The 17,959-nt window shown below is 64.3% G+C and carries 20 protein-coding genes; 9 read left to right on the plus strand and 11 right to left on the minus strand.

Annotated features, from left to right (window positions below; all coding sequences use genetic code 11):
- The first annotated feature begins 556 nt into the window (after positions 1-556).
- The gene (locus R3C13_RS03520; RefSeq protein ID WP_371309408.1) at positions 557-1,465 is read left to right on the plus strand and encodes a hydrogen peroxide-inducible genes activator; all 909 of its coding nucleotides are present in this window, start codon (positions 557-559) and stop codon (positions 1,463-1,465) included.
- Between the two features lie 129 nt (positions 1,466-1,594).
- On the plus strand, positions 1,595-2,773 hold the full coding sequence (locus R3C13_RS03525; RefSeq protein ID WP_371309409.1) for an MFS transporter: 1,179 nt from the start codon (positions 1,595-1,597) through the stop codon (positions 2,771-2,773).
- 4 nt (positions 2,774-2,777) lie between these two features.
- Here the strand turns inward: R3C13_RS03525 and R3C13_RS03530 are convergent, their stop codons facing one another.
- Positions 2,778-3,116 carry an ArsR/SmtB family transcription factor gene (locus R3C13_RS03530; protein WP_371309410.1) on the minus strand — a complete coding sequence of 113 codons (339 nt, stop codon included), beginning with the start codon at positions 3,114-3,116 and terminating at the stop codon, positions 2,778-2,780.
- 12 nt (positions 3,117-3,128) lie between these two features.
- A complete protein-coding gene (locus tag R3C13_RS03535) occupies positions 3,129-3,620 on the minus strand; it encodes an SRPBCC family protein (protein ID WP_371309411.1) in 492 nt (163 codons plus the stop codon).
- A 179-nt stretch (positions 3,621-3,799) separates the two neighbouring features.
- Here R3C13_RS03535 and R3C13_RS03540 point away from each other — a divergent pair, with 179 nt between their 5' ends.
- On the plus strand, positions 3,800-4,771 hold the full coding sequence (locus R3C13_RS03540; RefSeq protein ID WP_371309412.1) for a GNAT family N-acetyltransferase: 972 nt from the start codon (positions 3,800-3,802) through the stop codon (positions 4,769-4,771).
- Positions 4,772-4,840: 69 nt separating this feature from the next.
- Here the strand turns inward: R3C13_RS03540 and R3C13_RS03545 are convergent, their stop codons facing one another.
- Positions 4,841-6,307 (minus strand): sigma-54-dependent transcriptional regulator, encoded by a 1,467-nt coding sequence (locus R3C13_RS03545; RefSeq protein ID WP_371309413.1) that lies wholly within the window; start codon positions 6,305-6,307, stop codon positions 4,841-4,843.
- Positions 6,308-6,631: 324 nt separating this feature from the next.
- On the opposite strand from R3C13_RS03545, the gene R3C13_RS03550 reads away from it, so the two are divergent.
- From R3C13_RS03550 to R3C13_RS03560, 3 genes are all read left to right on the plus strand, one after another.
- On the plus strand, positions 6,632-7,201 hold the full coding sequence (locus tag R3C13_RS03550; RefSeq protein ID WP_371309414.1) for an RNA polymerase sigma factor: 570 nt from the start codon (positions 6,632-6,634) through the stop codon (positions 7,199-7,201).
- 251 nt (positions 7,202-7,452) lie between these two features.
- The gene (locus R3C13_RS03555; protein WP_371309415.1) at positions 7,453-7,650 is read left to right on the plus strand and encodes a NepR family anti-sigma factor; all 198 of its coding nucleotides are present in this window, start codon (positions 7,453-7,455) and stop codon (positions 7,648-7,650) included.
- Positions 7,651-7,782: 132 nt separating this feature from the next.
- Positions 7,783-9,006, plus strand: a complete 1,224-nt coding sequence (locus tag R3C13_RS03560) for a Tad domain-containing protein (RefSeq protein WP_371309416.1) — start codon at positions 7,783-7,785, stop codon at positions 9,004-9,006.
- Between the two features lie 45 nt (positions 9,007-9,051).
- On the opposite strand, the gene R3C13_RS03565 is transcribed toward R3C13_RS03560, so the two are convergent.
- The 6 genes from R3C13_RS03565 to R3C13_RS03590 form a co-directional block, all read right to left on the minus strand.
- Positions 9,052-9,417: a PilZ domain-containing protein gene (locus R3C13_RS03565; RefSeq protein ID WP_371309417.1), complete on the minus strand. Its 366-nt coding sequence runs from the start codon at positions 9,415-9,417 to the stop codon at positions 9,052-9,054.
- A 146-nt stretch (positions 9,418-9,563) separates the two neighbouring features.
- The gene (locus R3C13_RS03570; RefSeq protein WP_371309418.1) at positions 9,564-10,454 is read right to left on the minus strand and encodes a DMT family transporter; all 891 of its coding nucleotides are present in this window, start codon (positions 10,452-10,454) and stop codon (positions 9,564-9,566) included.
- 80 nt (positions 10,455-10,534) lie between these two features.
- A complete protein-coding gene (locus tag R3C13_RS03575; RefSeq protein ID WP_371309419.1) occupies positions 10,535-12,070 on the minus strand; it encodes a 2-isopropylmalate synthase in 1,536 nt (511 codons plus the stop codon).
- A gap of 145 nt (positions 12,071-12,215) precedes the next feature.
- Positions 12,216-12,965 carry a TVP38/TMEM64 family protein gene (locus R3C13_RS03580; RefSeq protein ID WP_371309420.1) on the minus strand — a complete coding sequence of 250 codons (750 nt, stop codon included), beginning with the start codon at positions 12,963-12,965 and terminating at the stop codon, positions 12,216-12,218.
- 132 nt (positions 12,966-13,097) lie between these two features.
- Positions 13,098-13,304, minus strand: a complete 207-nt coding sequence (locus R3C13_RS03585) for a helix-turn-helix domain-containing protein (RefSeq protein WP_371309421.1) — start codon at positions 13,302-13,304, stop codon at positions 13,098-13,100.
- A 3-nt stretch (positions 13,305-13,307) separates the two neighbouring features.
- Positions 13,308-13,823 carry a DUF2975 domain-containing protein gene (locus R3C13_RS03590; protein ID WP_371309422.1) on the minus strand — a complete coding sequence of 172 codons (516 nt, stop codon included), beginning with the start codon at positions 13,821-13,823 and terminating at the stop codon, positions 13,308-13,310.
- A gap of 119 nt (positions 13,824-13,942) precedes the next feature.
- Between R3C13_RS03590 and R3C13_RS03595 the strand changes: the two genes are divergently transcribed.
- Positions 13,943-14,671 (plus strand): lysostaphin resistance A-like protein, encoded by a 729-nt coding sequence (locus R3C13_RS03595; protein ID WP_371309423.1) that lies wholly within the window; start codon positions 13,943-13,945, stop codon positions 14,669-14,671.
- Positions 14,672-14,790: 119 nt separating this feature from the next.
- Positions 14,791-15,039: a hypothetical protein gene (locus tag R3C13_RS03600; RefSeq protein WP_371309424.1), complete on the plus strand. Its 249-nt coding sequence runs from the start codon at positions 14,791-14,793 to the stop codon at positions 15,037-15,039.
- 5 nt (positions 15,040-15,044) lie between these two features.
- Here the strand turns inward: R3C13_RS03600 and R3C13_RS03605 are convergent, their stop codons facing one another.
- On the minus strand, positions 15,045-15,500 hold the full coding sequence (locus R3C13_RS03605; RefSeq protein ID WP_371309425.1) for a helix-turn-helix domain-containing protein: 456 nt from the start codon (positions 15,498-15,500) through the stop codon (positions 15,045-15,047).
- Between the two features lie 123 nt (positions 15,501-15,623).
- Positions 15,624-16,817, minus strand: a complete 1,194-nt coding sequence (locus R3C13_RS03610; RefSeq protein WP_371309426.1) for an NAD(P)/FAD-dependent oxidoreductase — start codon at positions 16,815-16,817, stop codon at positions 15,624-15,626.
- A gap of 106 nt (positions 16,818-16,923) precedes the next feature.
- On the opposite strand from R3C13_RS03610, the gene bioB reads away from it, so the two are divergent.
- Positions 16,924-17,922 carry a biotin synthase BioB gene (bioB, locus tag R3C13_RS03615; RefSeq protein ID WP_371309427.1) on the plus strand — a complete coding sequence of 333 codons (999 nt, stop codon included), beginning with the start codon at positions 16,924-16,926 and terminating at the stop codon, positions 17,920-17,922.
- Positions 17,923-17,959: the final 37 nt, after the last annotated feature.

Consider the following 17,959-nt stretch of genomic DNA (forward strand, 5'->3'; position numbering starts at 1 on the left):
CAGGAACATCTTATGGACAGGCAGGGAACAAACCGGAACACACTGCTGGGCCAGCATGGGATGGCCTGATTTTTCTGTTTTGAATCAGTTTGCTGGGATGTGCCACAAATTCATCCACAGACTCGTGGAAGATGACTGTCTTTTAACAGTACGTGTCCAGACATCGCGCAGCCTCACTTTCTGCGCCCCGGCGAGTCCTGCGATTCGTCTGGCGGAGTCCTTCACGAACACTTGGCGAAGGCTGAAGCAAAAGGCCCCTTCGCACGAAGGTGACCCGGCAGGCGTCTGGCTCATAAGGGGACGGTGCCTTGCGTCTGCTGTGGGGGAGAGACGCAATCTTCGGCCTGCCGGGCCAATTCGTGCCGCTTGGCCAGGGCACCCTGATGGGTGGGGAGGAGGTGCCCTCAGCCCGGCGGCTCTACTGTACTATCCGCAACACCCCGGAAGGGTTCCGCAGATTCTGCAGCGGCCGGTTTTGCCGCTGACAATCCTTGAATCCCACGCCTGCGACCAAAAGGAAAATTGATAATTGGAGCAAAAGATATAGATAAATCCTATGATCTTGCCGACGCTCCGCCAGCTGCAATTCCTTGTCGCCCTTGGCGAGACCGGCTCGTTCTCGCGGGCGGCCGAGGCCTGCCACGTCACCCAGCCGACCCTGTCGGCCGGGATCAAGGAACTCGAAGACCTGCTCGGCATCAAACTGGCCGAACGTGAAGCCCGCGGCGCCCGGCTCACCCATGCCGGCGAACTCGCGATGCAGCGCGCGAGCGCCCTGCTGAACGATGCCCACGCCTTGGTCCAGACAGTGCAGAGCGCCGGCGCCCTGCTGACCGGTCCGTTCCATCTTGGCGCCATCCCGACGATCGCGCCCTTCGTGCTGCCCCAGACGGTGCGTGCGCTGCACGCGACCTATCCGGAGCTGAAACTCTACCTGCACGAAGACAGGACAGGGCGCCTGATCGACCAGTTGCGCTCACGCACGCTGGACGCGGCCCTTATCGCCCTGCCCTGGGATGCGCCGGGCATCGAGACGCTGGCCCTCTATGACGATGAATTCCTGTTCGCCGCCCCACCGGCCCACCCGCTGGCAAAGAAGAACGGGCTCGCGCCGGAAGACCTGAAGGACGAAGACCTCCTGCTGCTGGAAGACGGCCACTGCCTGCGCGACCATGCCCTGTCGATCTGCCGCATGCGGACGGGCGACGGCAAGGACCAGGTCGCCGCCACATCGCTCGGCACGCTGGTCAACATGGTTGCCGGCGGCCTCGGCGTGTCGCTGCTGCCGAAGCTGGCCGTCGACCACGGCCTGTTCGTCGGCAGCGATGTCGCGGTGCGCGAATTCGTGCGCCCCGTCATCGGCCGCCAGATCGGCATGGCCTGGCGCGCCGGCAGCCCCCGCGAGGCCGACGCCCGCAAGATCGCGGAAGTCGTGAAAGCCCAGCTCGCCACCGCGCCACACTGATCTTCCAGAACCGGAAAATCCCTCTACCCGGCGCCCCGCATCCGGAGTAAGGCGGAATCGTTCCCCAGATTGAGTCCACGGATTCCCGCAGATGCTGTCCGGCCCGTCCTTCCGCTGCAGGCCTGACGCATGGGCCTGAACGATTCCTGGCGCGCCTCTATCGCGGCAGGGGCCGTCAACCTCGTGGTCGGCGCGAACCTGCCCTACCTGCCGGTCTGGATGGATAAGGTCGGCGGCATGTCCGGCGCGGAGATTGCCGGCGCGGGCACGCTGGCCGCGCTGATCCGCATCGTCGCCGGGCCACTCGCCGCTGGCCGCGCGCAAAGCCATGGCCTTCGCGCCACGCTTGCGGGCGTGATGGCGGTCTGCCTTGCGGGCTATGCCCTCCTCTTCCCTCAGCTGCCGCACGCCGCCGCCTTCCTCGTCTGCGTCACGATCTACAGCGCCGCGAATGTGGCCGGCCCCCTTTTCGAAGCGGTGCTGGTCTATGGCACGCGCGCCACCCGCCCGGACTATGGCCAGGGCCGGGCCCTCGCCTCCGCCGCGTTCGTCACTGCGAACCTTGCCGGCGGCGCCATCCTGTCCGCATACGGGCCGGATGGTGCGCTGGGTTTTCTCGCAGTGTCCGCCGCGCTTGCGACGCTCGCGCCGCTGTTCACGAGGCAAGGCGCGCGTCAGGTGCTGCCGAAACGCACGGTGCTCAGCACGTTCCGCGAAGGCTTCTCACTTTACCGCATCCCGTCCGTCTTTGCCTTCATCCTCGCCGCCGCCCTCATCCAGGCAAGTCATGGCGCCTACTACTCATTTTCCTCCGTGATCTGGGTATCACAGGGCATATCCGGCTCCGGCATCGGCGCGCTCTGGGCCATCGGCGTCGTGGCAGAAATCATACTGCTGGTCTTCTCGGCCCGCCTGCTCGGCCGCGTCGGTCCGGTCACCCTGCTCTGGCTCGGCGGCGTCGGTGCGATCATTCGCTGGACGGCAGCCGGCTTCGCCCTGCCACTGGCCGCCATCGCCCTCTTCCAGCCGCTGCACGCCGCGTCCTTCGCACTCACCCATCTCGGCACGATGCGCTTCCTGCAGGCCGCCCTGCCGGACGAGCGCCTGCCGCTCGCCTATGCCGTCAACGGCGCGCTGGTCTTCGGCCCGATCCTCGCTTTGTCGAGTTTCCTTGCGGGCCTTGCCTATGACGCGCTCTCGCCGGGCGGCGTGGAAGCACAGGCGCGGATCTACTGGATGATGGTGCTGGCCGCGGCGGCCGGCCTTGCGGTAATGGCGCTCAAACGGCCGAGCCCGGACGCGGCCTGACCGCCTATTCCGGGTCGTCCTCGTCCAGGAACTCCGCCAGCCGGTCGAACCGGTCTTCCCACACCCGCTTGCGCTCCTCGATCCACTGGCGGGCCAGCGACAGGCCTTCCGGATCGATCTGGCAGGTCCTCGTGCGGCCCACCTTCTCTGTACGGACGAGCCGGCTGCGTTCCAGCACCTGAACATGCTGGCCGATGGCCGCCAGCGACATGTCGAACGGCACGGCGAGGTCGGACACCGTCGCCGGTCTCCGGCTCAGCCGCTCAAGAATGGCGCGCCGGGTCGGATCCCCCAGCGCGTGGAAGACCAGATCGACATCCGGCATCGCCTGTTGCGCCTGCATGGGGCTACCCTTCTATTCGCCGAGTTCGGCGGCCAGCTGGCCCAGCAATTCCCGCGTGCCCTGCTCGCGCATTTCAACCCCGTCCCCGCCTTCGAAAAAGGCCGCCTGTTCGGTGAAGACCAGCCGCGTGCCCTCCCCTTCCGGCAGGAATTCCATGGTCGCCAGTGAGGCGGAAAACGGCGCGCCGCCGAAGCTCATGGAATAGGCAATCACGATCCGCTTCCCGGGAATGATGTCCATATAGACCGTGTCGTTATGGCAGGGCGTGCCCTCCTCGATCGGCTTTTCGCCAACAAATCGGAAGCGGGATTTCTCTTCCCCGCCGACCCGGAAATCCATGTCGAAAGAGTCGAGATGGAAGCCCGGCCCTTCGGCAAACCAGCGGCGCTTCTTTGCGGGATCCGAAAAGGCATCGAACACTCTGGCGGGCGAGGACCGGAACACCCGGTCGATCGAAAAGCTGCCATGCGTGACGGTCCGGGGTGCAAGTGTGTGGGCGGCCATCGCGAAATCCTCCATTACTAAAGTTTTTGCTTTATTATTTGCTCGCACGAAACAGTCAAGTAAAAACTTTAGCTTTTATGCCTGAGTACTGGTCCGCCTTGGTGCTGGATTTCCGCTTGTCCCCCCGTCCGCCATAATTTACATAACGCGTTATATAGTGCGTTATATATGAGGCCCCAATGCGTGAGGACGTTCTGAGTGATGTCGGCTATCTGGGCCTCGCCAGCCGGCTGAAGCGGCTCGCCGACCGGCTACAGGCCGATGCGGTCGCGGCATTCGACACGCGTGCCTATCCGATCCAGACGACGCATTTCCCGTTGATCGCCGCCCTTGCCGCCAATGGGCCGATGGCCGTCGGCGCAGCGGCGACGGCCGTGGGCGTCAGCCAGCCCGCCATCACGCGCATCCATAATGCCCTGCAGAAAATGGGACTGACCGGCACACGGACCATCGAAGGCGACAATCGCCACCGCGAGATCTATTTCACGCCGGCCGGCGAGGCCCTGGTCGCCGACATGCGCGCGCATTTCTGGCCGGATGTGCGCGCGGCGGCTGAAGCGCTCTGCGCCAGTCCGGACGGCGACCTGCTCGGCCTTGTCGCCATGGTCGAAGGGCGCCTCGATGAGCGCCCGCTTCACCAGCGGATTGAAGACGCCTCGGATGCCGCCCGTCTCCGCATCGTCGAGTTCACCGACGCGCTCGCCCCGCACTTCGACCGGATCAGCCGCGAATGGGTGGAAGACATGTTCCGCCTCGAACCCGAAGACGTGGACATCATCGAGAATCCCCGCCGCCGCATCATCGACAAGGGCGGCATCATCCTCTTCGTCGAACACGAAACCCGCGGCATCGTCGGCACCTGCGCCCTGATGCCGATGGGCGGGGGCAGCTATGAACTCACCAAGATGGGCGTCATGAAAGCCGCCCGGGGCCTGAATGCCGGGAACTTCCTGATGAAGAAGATCCTGCAACGTGCCCGCCGCATGAAGATGACGGAACTCTTCCTGCTGACGAATACGAAATGCAAGGCCGCCATCCACCTCTATGAAAAAGTGGGCTTCCGGCACGACCCGGACATCATGGCCCGCCATGGCCACCGCTACCAGCGCTGCGACGTCACCATGTCCTACGCCCTGCCGGCGCCCGGCTGAAACCAAAAGGCCCCCCGGCGCTCGCGCACCGGGAGGCCTTCCCGTTCCCCCCCAGAAACGTGTCGGCGATCAGCTCGCTTCGCGCTCGCCGGTTTCGAGATCGTATTCCCGCACCTTGCGATACAGCGTCGAGCGGCCGATGCCGAGACGGCGGGATACTTCGCTCATATGGCCGCTATAGAATTCAATCGCATACTGAAGGATGTCGCGTTCGATATCCTGCAGCGCCCGCAACTCGCCATCGGCATCCTTGATCGCCACCGGCACGTCGGCGGAGACCGGGGCCGTGTCATTGGCGGCCGACGCAGCGGCCGGGGCCGCGATGCGCGGCGCGGACGGCAGGGCGTCGAGGTCCGGCATCTGGCCGGAAATCTGCGGGAAATCCTGCGGCTGCAGCGTGTCGCCTTCACACAGGACAACGGCGCGGAAGACCGCATTCTCCAGCTGGCGCACGTTGCCTGGCCAGTCGAAGGCATACAGCATCTTCATCGTGTCGTCGGCGACGGCGGTGATCTTCGTGCCTTCGCTTGCATTGAAGCGGCCGATGAAATGGTCGACCAGGGCCGGAATGTCCTCGCGGCGTTCGCGCAGGCTCGGCATGTCGATCGGGAACACGTTGAGGCGATAGAACAGGTCTTCGCGGAACGTGCCTTCGGCAACTTGCTGGGCAAGGTCGCGGTTGGTTGCGGAGATGATCCGTACATCCACCTTGGTCGGACGGCGGGAGCCGACGGCATCCACCTCCCCTTCCTGCAGGGCACGGAGCAGTTTGACCTGTGCGTCGAGCGGCAGTTCGCCGACTTCGTCGAGGAACAGCGTGCCGCCATCGGCCTCGACAAACTTGCCGAGCGATTTCGTCACGGCGCCGGTGAAGGCGCCCTTCTCATGGCCGAACAGGATCGACTCGACGAGGTTTTCCGGAATAGCACCGCAGTTCACGGTGACGAACGGCTTGCCGGCGCGGGCCGAGGCACCCTGGATACAACGGGCAACAACTTCCTTACCCACACCACTCTCGCCGAGGATCAGGACCGGGATGTCAGACACGGCGCCGCGCTCGGCAAGGCGCACGACCTGGCGCATCGGCGCGGCCGAGGCGATCATGTCGTCAAAGCTCATACCACCTTCGGCCTTGCGGGCGAGGCGCTTCACTTCGCCGCTCAGCGATTGCATCTTGAGGGCATTCCGTATGGAGACGACCACGCGCTCCGGATTGGCAGGCTTGACGATGAAGTCGACCGCGCCGCCGCGCATGGATTGCACGATCGTGTCGATGCCACTGGTTGCCGTCAGCATGATCACCGGCAGGTCCGGACGCTTCGCAGCAAGGCGCTCCAGCGTCTCCATGCCGGACAGGCCCGGCATCGTGAGGTCCAGCAGCACCACATCGATCCCATCCTTCGGATCGGCGGCGAGCGCGAGGCCCGCTTCGCCATCCGGCGCGGTGCGGCAGGCAAAGCCGGCCTTTTCCACGGCGGCCTGCAACAGGCGGCGCTGTGTCGGATCGTCGTCAATCACCAGAACGGTCTTGGCCATTAAATCTATCACCCATGCTGTGCCGGGGGATCTTCTCGCCCGCCCTGGCGCTTGAAACTGGAGCAATGCGGGACAGCGACGTCCCACATCGTTACGCGCCGTTTTGACACAAGCGGGTGGAATTACGGTTGAAGGAATGCGTGAAATTTCAAGGAACGGTATTTTGGCAGGGGTGAAACCGGCTTCCAAAAAAATTGAATAGCTCCCCGGCGCCGTTAACGCTCTGTATGCAATTCTCCTACAAGGTGAATTTTCAACGATAACAAAGGCGGTTGCGCAGCAGGACGAAGCGCAGACACGCCTGCAAGATGGAGCGGCCAGATCATGACGGCCCCAATTTCCCCGGTTTCGGGCGCTGACCTCGCCAGCCTGCTCGAAACCAACCTGCCGGCCCTGCGTGCCTATGCCCGCGGCCTGTGCGGCAATATCAGCTGCGCTGACGACCTGGTTCAGGACACGTTCCTGCGCGCCCTCGAGAATCTCCACACCTTCGACACGTCGCGGCCGATCCGGCCCTGGCTGTTCCGTATCCTGCGCAATGAATTCCTGCGCGGCGCCCGGCGCAACTGGCGGCGCATGGATCTGACCGACGCGATCTGCGACCGCGAACTGAACACAGACGAATCTCACGGCACGCGCGCCGATGCACGCCTGATGCTGGGCCTTCTCCGCGAGCTGCCGGAAGACCTGCGCGATGCGGTCTCGCTGGTGCTTGGCCTCGGCTTTACCTATGATGAAGCCGCCGAAGTCTGCGGCGTGCCGGCTGGCACCATCAAGAGCCGCGCGTCCCGCGGGCGCGCTTCCCTGGTTGCCGCATTCGACAGCCGGGCCGATTGCAAGGCCAGCACGAACACTGCCCGATTTGCCATGGACGGGTTCCGGCTCTCCGCCTGATCCGGTCTGACTTCAATCGATATACTTCCCCGGTGCGTTGCCAGCTTTACGCACCGGTAGGGAATTGTTAGCGGAACCCCACATAAATTCGCTTGTCCCGGACCATCCGAATCAGGACTGGTCCCCGACAGAAATGCGTTCGCCTCGAGGGGAAAGGCCGGATAATTGTTGTTGCCGCTGCATCAGATCAGATTGTCCCGATGCGCCTCATGTGTCCGAACCGGATCATGCGGAATCTGAAAAAAGGCATCATGGCACACGACGACGACATGCCCGGCGATGATCAGACGCCGGATGGCCTGCCCGGTATCCATCGGGACGGAACGTCGCTGGCGCTGAGCCAGGCATTGCAGAAAGCCTATGAATCCATGCTGACCGAGCCGGTTCCGGAACGGCTGGAACAGCTGATCGCGCAGATCCGCGAAGCCGAGCTGAAGCGCAAAGGCTGAGCCGCAGAAATTCCGTGAAATTTCAAATATCGGCTACACCGCATCAAAATATGTTAGCGGTATAAAGCTCATGAATGGCGATGGGCGCACCGTATTGTCCGGCAGCGCCAGCCAGATTGGAGTCTCCCGCCGGTGCTTTCCCTCATTGGCCGCCTGAAGCGCGACACCAGCGCCAATATCGCCCTCACCACAGGTCTGGCGATCCTCCCGATTATCGTCGTCGTCGGCATGGCCTTCGACATGTCGATGATCGAAAACCGCAAGCGCGACCTCCAGGACGCACTCGACTTCACCCTCCTCTCCGCTGCGCCCGGCGACCTTCCCGGCTTTTCTGCGCGTGCGGATGATTATTTCGAAACCAACACCTACGATCTCGACAGCGTCAGACCGACCGTCAACGTCTCGTACGACGACAGCGGCACGCGCATCCTCTATAATGGGCAGGCCAGCGCGACCGTGCCCACGACCTTTCAGGGCCTGATAGGCCGGCCATCGGTCACCGTGACGGTGTCATCCCAGGTGTCGGCCGCGAAGGGCGATGCATCACAGGGGTGTATCTGGCTGACCTCCTCGAACAAGAGCCAGGCGCTGCTGCTCAACAACGGCGCCGACATTGTCGCAGCGGGCTGCAAGATCAATGTGGCGTCCACGGCCTCGAACGCCGCGGTCTTCAACTCCGGCATCACGCTTGACACGGACACGATCTGCGTTGCCAGCAACAGTGTGCTGAACAATTACGGCCCGATCGACCAGTTGGAGACCGGCTGCGCGGCCGAGCCGGAGCCCTTTGGCGCAACCATCCCCCAGCCCACCTCCAACACCTGCACTTACAGCAACATCAATATCAGCGGCTCGACGACCCTGAACCCGGGCACCTATTGCGGCTGGGTGAACTTCAACACCAATTCCACGAACACCATCACATTCAATCCCGGCCTCTACATCATCAAGAATGGCGGCTGGAACGTGAATGGCGGCAAGTGGCGCGGTACGGGCGTCAGCTTCTACTATGCCGACACGTCGAAGATCCAGTTCAACTCGGCCGTCGATTTCAACGTCGATCCGCCGACGAGCGGCACCTACAAGGATCTCATCTTCTTCGAGAAGAAGGGCCTTTCAAATTCGCAGTTCGTGCTCGACGACAGCAAGGGCTTCAAGACCAAGGGCCTGATCTGGCTGCCCAGCCGCGGCACGACCTGGAACTCCGGCGCGCAGCTCACATCAAACGCCATCAGCATGGTGTTCAACTCACTGATCCTGAACAATGTGAACTGGGAACTTGAACCAGGCGTCGATGCCGGCGGATCGGGTTCGGGCACATCCATCGAGTCTGCCGGGCTGCGGATCGAGCGCTGAGCCGCAGGTCGCGGTCAGCCGGCAAGGACGAGCTGCCTTGTGACCTCAGGACGGGTCCGGCGCCGGCCCCGCGCAATTCTTGGTGCCATCGCAGAAGGCGACGATCCGGCTCAGCACGTCAAACGGCAGAGGGCTCAGGAATTTCGCGCCGACGACATTGTTCATCATCCAGCGGCGCTCACAGGCGATGCGGGACGAGTTGAGCCCCTCCGGAAGCGACAGGACGATATCGAACTTCTTTGAGCGATCGGGCCAGTTCTCGAACTGCAGCCGCGCGCCGCCCTGCGACAGGTCCAGCACCTTCACCTTCTGCGCCATCGAGCTGTCGCCGGGCATAAACCAGGCGCAAAATTCCGTCTCGACACGGGAATCGCTGCGAAGTTCATAATTCTGGTTCGTCGCCGCAGTCATGGCCGTTCCTGCCTTGCATCTATTCGCCTTATACGCGAACCGGCAGTTTCGTTCCCGGGAAATTCTACTTTTCTGAGAAAGGTCGCCCAATTTTTTGTAACACACGGATTCGTCGGGATTTTTTTCCGACGTCCCGATGCCCGGCGTCAGCGCAGGACGAGGAGGCCGACGACCCCGGCCGCGATCAGCACCGCCCCGGCGATCTCCCGCAGGTTCAGCCGCTCACGGAAGAACAGGATCGCTGCCATCAGTGTGAAGATCACCTCGACCTGGCCGAGGGCCCGCACATAGGCGGCCCGCTCCAGCGTGAAGGCCGTGAACCAGCCGAATGATCCGAGCACGCCGGCGATCCCGACCCAGATGGCAACTTTCCACGCGACAAGGACGCGCGTCGCCTCGCCCCGCTCCTTCACCGTCAGCCAGGCGAGCATCGCCACAGCCTGGAACACGGTGACGAAGGCCAGCGTCGCGCTCGACCGCAAGAGGACATCCTCGCCCGGCAGCGACAGCGAGGCCGAGCGATAGGCAATCGCCGACAGGCCGAACAGGCCACCCGAAACCACGCCCCGCCACACGCTGACATTCATCTGCCTGAGCGACCGGACATTCAGTCCGGGCACGGAAATCAGGATCACGCCAACCAGGCTGACGAGGATGCCGGCGACGGCGCCCGCCGACACATGCTCGCCCAGCAGGACAAACCCGAAAACGGCCGTCTGCAGGGGCTCGGTCCTGGTGAAGGCGGTGGCGACCGCGAAATTGGTGCGGGAAAACAGGCTGATCAGAAGTGCGGTCGCAAGGATCTGCGCAAGGCCGCCCGCCATGCCATAGAGGAAGAATTCCGCGGGCGCCGCCGGCACCCCTCCCCTGTCAGCTGCAATGCCTGTGAACAGGAGCACCGCAAACGGCGCGGCATAAATGAACCGTGTCGCCGTCGCGCCCCATGTGCTGAGCCGCCCCTTGAGAGATTTCTGCAGCATGCTGCGCAGATTCTGCAGGAAAGCCGCGGCGATCGTGACCGGTATCCAGAGTTCCATGGAAGGCGCCCGCGATGGAGTTCAGCGCGCGCGAACGGCGCCGGCGCGCAAACGCCGGCACCTGTCCGCACAGGGAGTGATCAGGCCGCCTTGCTCTTGGACTTGCGGATTTCGAGCTTGTTGACCGCGTGCAGGTACGCCTTGGCGCTGGCGACCAGCGTGTCGGGGTCGGAGGCCCGGCCCGTCGCCATGAAGCCGTCGGCATCGTTGAGGCGCACCGACACGGTCGCCTGCGCATCCGTTCCGCCGGTTACGGCGTGAACCTGGTAGAGGTCCAGACGGCCGGCATGCGGGATGAGTTCCTTGATCGCGTTAAAGACCGCGTCGACCGGGCCGTTGCCGCGGGCGATGGCGAACTTGTCTTCCCCGCCGATGATCAGGTCGATCTCGGCCGTCTGCGGGCCTTCGGTGCCGGCGACGACCCGCAGGCGCTTGAACACGACCCGCTCGCCTTCCTCCGCCAGCTGATCGTCGACCAGCGCCACGATGTCATCGTCGAAGACATGCTTCTTCTTGTCGGCCAGCGCCTTGAAGCGCTTGAAGGCATCGTTCAGCGCGTCCTGCTCCAGCACGTAACCCAGCGATTCCAGCTTGTCGCGGAAGGCATGGCGGCCGGACAGCTTGCCCATGACCAGCGAGGTCTTGGCGACGCCGACATCTTCCGGCTTCATGATCTCATAGGTTTCAGAGTTCTTCAGCATGCCGTCCTGGTGGATGCCGCTTTCATGCGCAAAGGCGTTCTTGCCGACGATGGCCTTGTTGTACTGCACCGGGAAGCCGGTGATGCGGCTCACCATGGCGGAAGCGCGGGCGAGGTATTCGCTGCGCACGCCGGTTTCATAAGGCAGCGTGTCGTTGCGCACGCGCATCGCCATCACGACCTCTTCCAGCGCCGCGTTGCCGGCCCGCTCGCCGAGGCCGTTGATCGCGCACTCTACCTGGCGCGCGCCATTGGCGACCGCGCTGATGGAGTTGGCGACCGCGAGGCCGAGATCGTTATGGCAGTGCGCCGACCAGATCACCTTGTCGGAATTCGCGACATTCTCGATCAGGCGCTTGAACAGGCGGCCATATTCGTCCGGATGCGAATAGCCGACCGTGTCCGGAATATTGATCGTGGTCGCCCCGCTCTGGATCGCGACGTCGATACACTTGCACAGGAAGTCGAACTCCGTGCGTGTCGCATCCTCGGCGCTCCACTCGACATCGTCGACCAGGTTGCGCGCCTGCGCCACCGAGCGGCCGACAGCCTCCAGTACAGCGTTCGGGCCCATTTGCAGCTTGTGCTTCATGTGCACGGGGCTGGTGGAAATGAACGTGTGGATGCGCGGGCGCGCGGCATTGCGCACGGCGGCGGCGCAGCGCTCGATATCGTTCGGCGTCGAGCGCGAGAGGCCGCAGATGATGGCCTCCTTCGAATTCTTCGCGATCTCGCTGACGGCGGCGAAGTCGCCTTCGGAGGCGGCGGGGAAGCCGGCCTCGATGACGTCGACGCCCATATGTTCCATCAGGGCGGCAAGCTCGAGCTTCTCGCCATGGGTCATGGAAGCTCCGGGCGATTGCTCGCCGTCACGCAAAGTGGTGTCGAAGATACGGATGTGTTCGGGTTTGGTCATGGCAGGCGGCCTGGAAAGTCAGAGTTTGGGGGCAAGGCTTGGTTTTACCCCTGACCGCGCGCCTGCCCTTCAGATACGGGCAGCCGACACCGGCCAGGGGCCGGTAAGAAGCAGGCATAGGGGCAAATTCTTGCGCATGGCGCGTTTAATCGGTCGAACCGTCCGAATTGTCAACCGGATCTTCGCCAATCAACGCAACAGATTGCCTCCTGCTCCGGTCCCTCCGGCGCATCCACCAGGCGACGCCCACATAGATGCCGACCGACGCCAGCGACAGGACGATCGCCGTCACCATGTTGCCCTGCAGCGCCGCCATCAGGCCGCGGCCCGCAAACGCGACCAGGATGATCTTGGGCAGCGCCCCGACGGCCATGCCGGCGAGATAGGGCCAGAAGCCCGCCCGGCTGACCCCGAACGCCATATTCACCAGCAGGAACGGCCCCGTCGGCACATTGCGCACCACGGCGCTCGCCACGAAGGCATTGCGCCCGATGAAGCCCGCGATCCGGTTCGCCGACTTGCCGGCATAGCGGCGGAACATCTCTTCGCCCGCAAACCGGCCGGTATAGAAGGTCAGCGCGCCCGAGACGAGCGTCGCGACCCAGGAATAGGCCGCACCCGTCCACGGCCCGAACACCGCTACGGCCAGCGCGATCAGCGCGAATTGCGGCATGCCGATAAAGGCAGCGACGCAGAAGATCAGGATCAGCGCCGGCAGGCCCCACGGGCTGCCGCCCATGCCGTCCATCCAGGCATTCAGCGCCTGCCCGCTCGGCAACACGCCCAGCTTGCCCAGCGCGAACACGACCAGCACCAGCGCCAGCAGCGCCCCGCCCATCAGCATGGCACGGCGCGCCGGCTGTCCGGCAGGCTGGGAAGTCAGGGGCTCACTCATACGCCAAGCGTTTGATCCTGCAGGCACCCATCGTCAAGCAGTCTGACGCCGCGCAACTGGTGTCGAATTCATGACATGCCGGGGCGCCGCGGCCCGGGGGGGGCCGATGCGGCATAGGACCCGAACGCCCGGCTAGTCGGGTTCGAAATCGAAGAGGTCGCCGGGCTTGCACTCCAGAACGGCGCAGATCCGGTTGATCGTGTCGAGCTTGATGCCCTTCACATTGCCCGACTTCAGCTTCGACAGGTTGGCTTCCGTGATGCCGATGGCGGCGGCGAGATCCTTCGATTTCATCTTCCGCCGCGCGAGCATGACGTCGAGAGTTACGATGATCGCCATGGCTCAGACATACTCTTCCAGCTCACGCCGGCAGGCGTAGCCCTCTTCGATCAGATGCGTCGCCACATAAACGACCATTGCCCCGAACAGAACCGACAGGTGCACAACCGAAAAGCCGAGATGCGTCCAGAGCAGCGCATCGTCGAACATGCCCATCGCCCAGCGCATGACGCCGCTCAGCAGGAACGCGGAAACGACGGTACAGATGGAAAGGGCGGCAAAGGCGCGAAGATTGCGCACCGTTGCGGGGCCGAGAACGGACGTGTCGGTCTCACGGAAAATCTGGAACAGCCGCCACAGGGCAATCAGCATGAACACGGTCGGGACCAAGGCAGCGGCGAGGCCCGCCATCCGGCGCTCCGGCACCGGCGCCGGGTCCGCAAGCACGATGAAATTGTTGCCCAGCACGGCAATCCCCATGCCCCAATACAGCGTAACTGCCGAGACGATGAGCAGGCAAAGCACCGGGATCGCAATGAGGAATCCAGTGCGCGCAACGGCAAGCCAGGGTCTGGACATGAGAAAAACTTTCTTTTGAAGTTGATAAATTATCTTTTCACGATAATTTCTTGCCAACTATAGTCTTAGCAGCGGCGCCGTTCAATCGCCGATGACGCTTCACAGCCGAGGAGATTCCAATGAACGCCGTCCAGAGCCTCCTTGCGTGGGATCTTGTCTTTCTCGCGCTGTGCGCCGGTGCGGGGCTTGCCGCGCGCCGCCGCTTCCGCTGGCACTGGGCATTGGCCGGGTTCGCGCTGTTCAATCTGAATGTCGCGCTGGTGCTCAACCTCTTTCACCTGAACGCACCCGCCTACCGGCTGGCGGGCGATCCGGAGGTGATGTTCAACTGGGCCGGCAAGCTGATCGCCCTGGCGGCATCGCTGGCCGTTTTGTTCCTGGGCCCGTTTCAGCGCGATGAGGTCGGCTTCACCCTGAAGCAGGCAAAGGGGGCGTGGATAGGCTGGAGCGTCGTCGGCGTCCTTTGCGCCGTCGGGGTTGGCCTCGCGATCAGCATGCCGGACGAGACGCATACGGCCGAGACGATTGCCTACCAGCTCACCATGCCGAGCCTTGAGGAAGAGCTCTTTTTCCGCGGCCTGCTCCTCTGCTGCCTGATCCGGGCATTCGGACCGGGGCCGCGGTTCGCCGCCGCCAATTTCGGACTGGCCGCCTTCACGTCTACCGCCATGTTCGCCCTCATCCACGCGCTCAGCTGGACCAGCGAAGGACCGGTCCTGTCGGTCGAGGCCCTGGTCTTTGCAGGTGTGTTCGGCTGGCTTCTCTGCTGGCTGCGGCTGAATACCGGAAGCCTCGTAGCCCCGATCCTCATGCACAGCGCCATCAACACGATCTGGCGGATTTTCTGATGCCCGGACCGGGCGCCCCCGATCGGCCGGACCGCCGGGCTGGCGCAACAGGTCCGCGGCCAGGAAACCTCCGTCACCGAACACTCAGCAGGCCGGCTGACCAAAAAGGACGCCGCTCCATGGTTCCGAAGAGTCCGTCCCCTGCCATCTGGGCCTGTGCCGGCCTGCTGGCCGCATCCTGCATCCAGGCACCCGCCGAAGTGGCCAGGCCGTCTCCGGACGTCACCCGTTTCAGCGGCGCGGTGGTCTTTGACGGGGACACCTTCACCAGCCGTGCGATCTGCACGAAGGGCGCGCAGATCATCACCCATTTGCCATGCTATCAGGATTCCAGCAGCGATCCGGAATGGCGCCTCCCGCGGCGATGACTGCCTCAGTCTGCCGTGCTGGTCTGCTGGCGGTAGCGCACCGTCAGCTCGATAATGAGGGCCGCGAGGCCATGGCCCGCCGCGCCGACGGTCACCCAGATCATCGGCCACAGCATCACATTCGATCCGGTGCCGATATTGATCCCGGCGAACACGATCAGCGCGAGGGCGCAGCCGCCAAGGGAGATGAAGAGCCCGAGGCGCGTACCGGCGATCAGCTTTGCATCCTTCCGCCTCACGATCTCCTCGGCCTCAACCTCCGGATCGACCGCCAGCGCCATCACGTCGACATTGAAGGCCGCGGCCAGCGCCGTCATGGTCTCACGTGAGGCAGGCTCGCCCTTCTCGATCCGCTGCACGGTGCGCAGGCCGATTCCAGCAAGGTCCGCCAGGTGCTCCTGGGACCAGTGACGCTCTTCGCGCCAGCGTTTGATCCTGGCGGCGTCGGCAGTGAAATGCATGTCTGTCTCCTTTCGATGTGGCAGCTTAATGCCTCCAAAGGAAAAGGGAAATTTCGTCCTCCCGCCACGCCACGGGGCCGCCACGAGCCCGCCAGCACCCCGCCAGAGTCTCGCCAGACGGGCTTATCCGGCTGCCGCCGCCGCGCTCGCCCAGGCCCATTGGAAATTGTAGCCGCCCAGCCAGCCCGTGACGTCGACGCATTCGCCGATGAAGTGCAGGCCCGGCACGTGCCGGCTCTCCATCGTCTTCGAGGACAGCCCCGCCGTGTCGACGCCGCCCGCCGTCACCTCAGCCGTGCGATAGCCTTCCGTGCCCGCCGGGCGCACGCGCCAGTCCGTCAGCTGCGCCGCCAGCCCGTCCAGCGTCGCGTGCGAAAGGTCCGCGAGCCGCGCGCCAGCCTCGAGGCCCGCCCGCCGCAGGATGAGGTCTGCCAGCCGCTTCGCGAACAGCCCCTCAAGGGCCGTCCCCAGGGCATGCATCGGCCGGTCCTTCTTCGCTGCCTTCAGCGTCTCCGCAATGTCCGTTTCCGGCAGCAGCGTCAGCGTCAGCGCCTCGCCCGGCTGCCAGTAGGACGAGACCTGCAGGATCGCCGGGCCGGAAAGGCCGCGATGGGTGAACAGCATCGCCTCCTCGAAGGCCGCCCCGCCTGCCGCCGCGCGCACATCGCAGGCAACGCCGGAGATCGACGCGAAGTCTTCATGGTCCGCCCCGGTGAACACGAACGGCACCAGCGCCGCCCGCGTCGGCACGATGGCATGCCCGAACTGGCGCGCGATGTCATAGGCAAGCCCCGTCGCGCCCATTTTCGGAATGGAAAGCCCGCCCGTCGCCACCACCAGTTTCGGCGCGGCAAACGCGCCCTCGGAGGTTGCCACCGTGAACACGCCATCCGCATGGCTGACGCCCTCCACCGCCACGCCGAGGCGCAACGCCCCCTGCCCGGCCGCCAGCTCGTCCAGCAGCATCTGGATGATCGCGCCGGATTTCTGGTCGCAGAACAGCTGGCCCAGCGTCTTTTCATGCCAGGTCAGGCCATGCCGGCCCATCAGGTCGATGAAGTCCCACGGCGTGTAGCGCGCGAGGGCCGATTTGGCGAAATGCGGGTTCGCGGAGATGAACCGGTCGGCTTTCGTCTCCAGGTTTGTGAAGTTGCACCGCCCCCCGCCGGAGATGCGCACCTTCTCCGCCGGCTTCTCCGCATGGTCGATCACCACCACGCGCTTGCCCGCCTGTCCCATGCGGGCCGCACAGAAAAGCCCGGCCGCCCCGGCGCCCAGAACGATGACATCCTTGTCGGAAGAAGACTGTGCGCTCATGACGGGCCTATGCCGGAACCAGGCGTCTGCGCGCAAGCTTGATCCTGCGCGCCGGGGCCGCTAGCAAACGCACACCGTTTGCCCCCACCTGCAAGGACCTGCGCGCATGACCGATCTTTCCGCCCGCCACGATTGGACCCGCGACGAGATCGCCGCGCTCTACACCCTGCCCCTCGACACACTGATGGCGAAAGCCCTCACCGTAAAACAGGCGAACTGGCCGGACGGGAAAATCCAGAAGTCGCAGCTTCTCTCCATCAAGACAGGCGGCTGCGCCGAGGATTGCGGCTATTGCAGCCAGTCGGCGCATTTCGACACCGGCCTCGACGCCGGCAAGCTGATGCCGCTGGACGAGGTGGTCACCGCCGCCCGCCGCGCCAAGGAAAACGGCGCTGACCGGTTCTGCATGGGCGCCGCCTGGCGTTCGCTGAAAGACCGCGACCTGCCCAAGGTCGCCGCGATGATCACGGCCGTGAAGGCCGAAGGCCTCGAAACCTGCGTCACGCTCGGCATGCTGGAAGAAGGCCAGGCCGAAGCCCTGAAAGAGGCCGGCCTCGACTATTACAATCACAACCTCGACACCTCGCCGGAATATTACGGCACCGTCGTCTCGACCCGCACCTATGACGACCGCCTCGAAACCCTCGGCCGGGCGCGCCATGCCGGCATCAAGCTCTGCTGCGGCGGCATCCTCGGCATGGGCGAGAGCCGGGAAGACCGTATCGGCCTCATCCACGAACTCTCGAAACTGACGCCGCATCCGGAAAGCGTGCCGGTGAACATGCTCGTCCCCATCGAAGGCACGCCGCTCGGCACCAGCGCGCCGATTTCCGTCATCGAAATGGCCCGCGCCATCGCCGTCTGCCGCATCGTCTTCCCGCAAAGCTGGGTGCGCCTCAGCGCCGGACGCGAAGGCATGACCGAGGAAGGCCAGGCGCTCTGCCTGCTGGCCGGCGCCAACTCGATCTTCGTCGGCGACCGCCTTCTGACCACGGACAATCCCGACGTGGACGAAGACGCCGCCCTGATGCAGGACATGGGCCTTGAAGCGGCCTCGCACCAGGACATGGAACGCGCCCGCGGCAGGGCCACCCTGATCGGCTGACCCGCAACCCGATTTGAGACGAATGAGGATCTGAATT

Origin of the sequence: Hyphomonas sp., from assembly GCF_041398385.1 — a bacterium.
Taxonomy (GTDB): Bacteria; Pseudomonadota; Alphaproteobacteria; order Caulobacterales; family Hyphomonadaceae; genus Hyphomonas.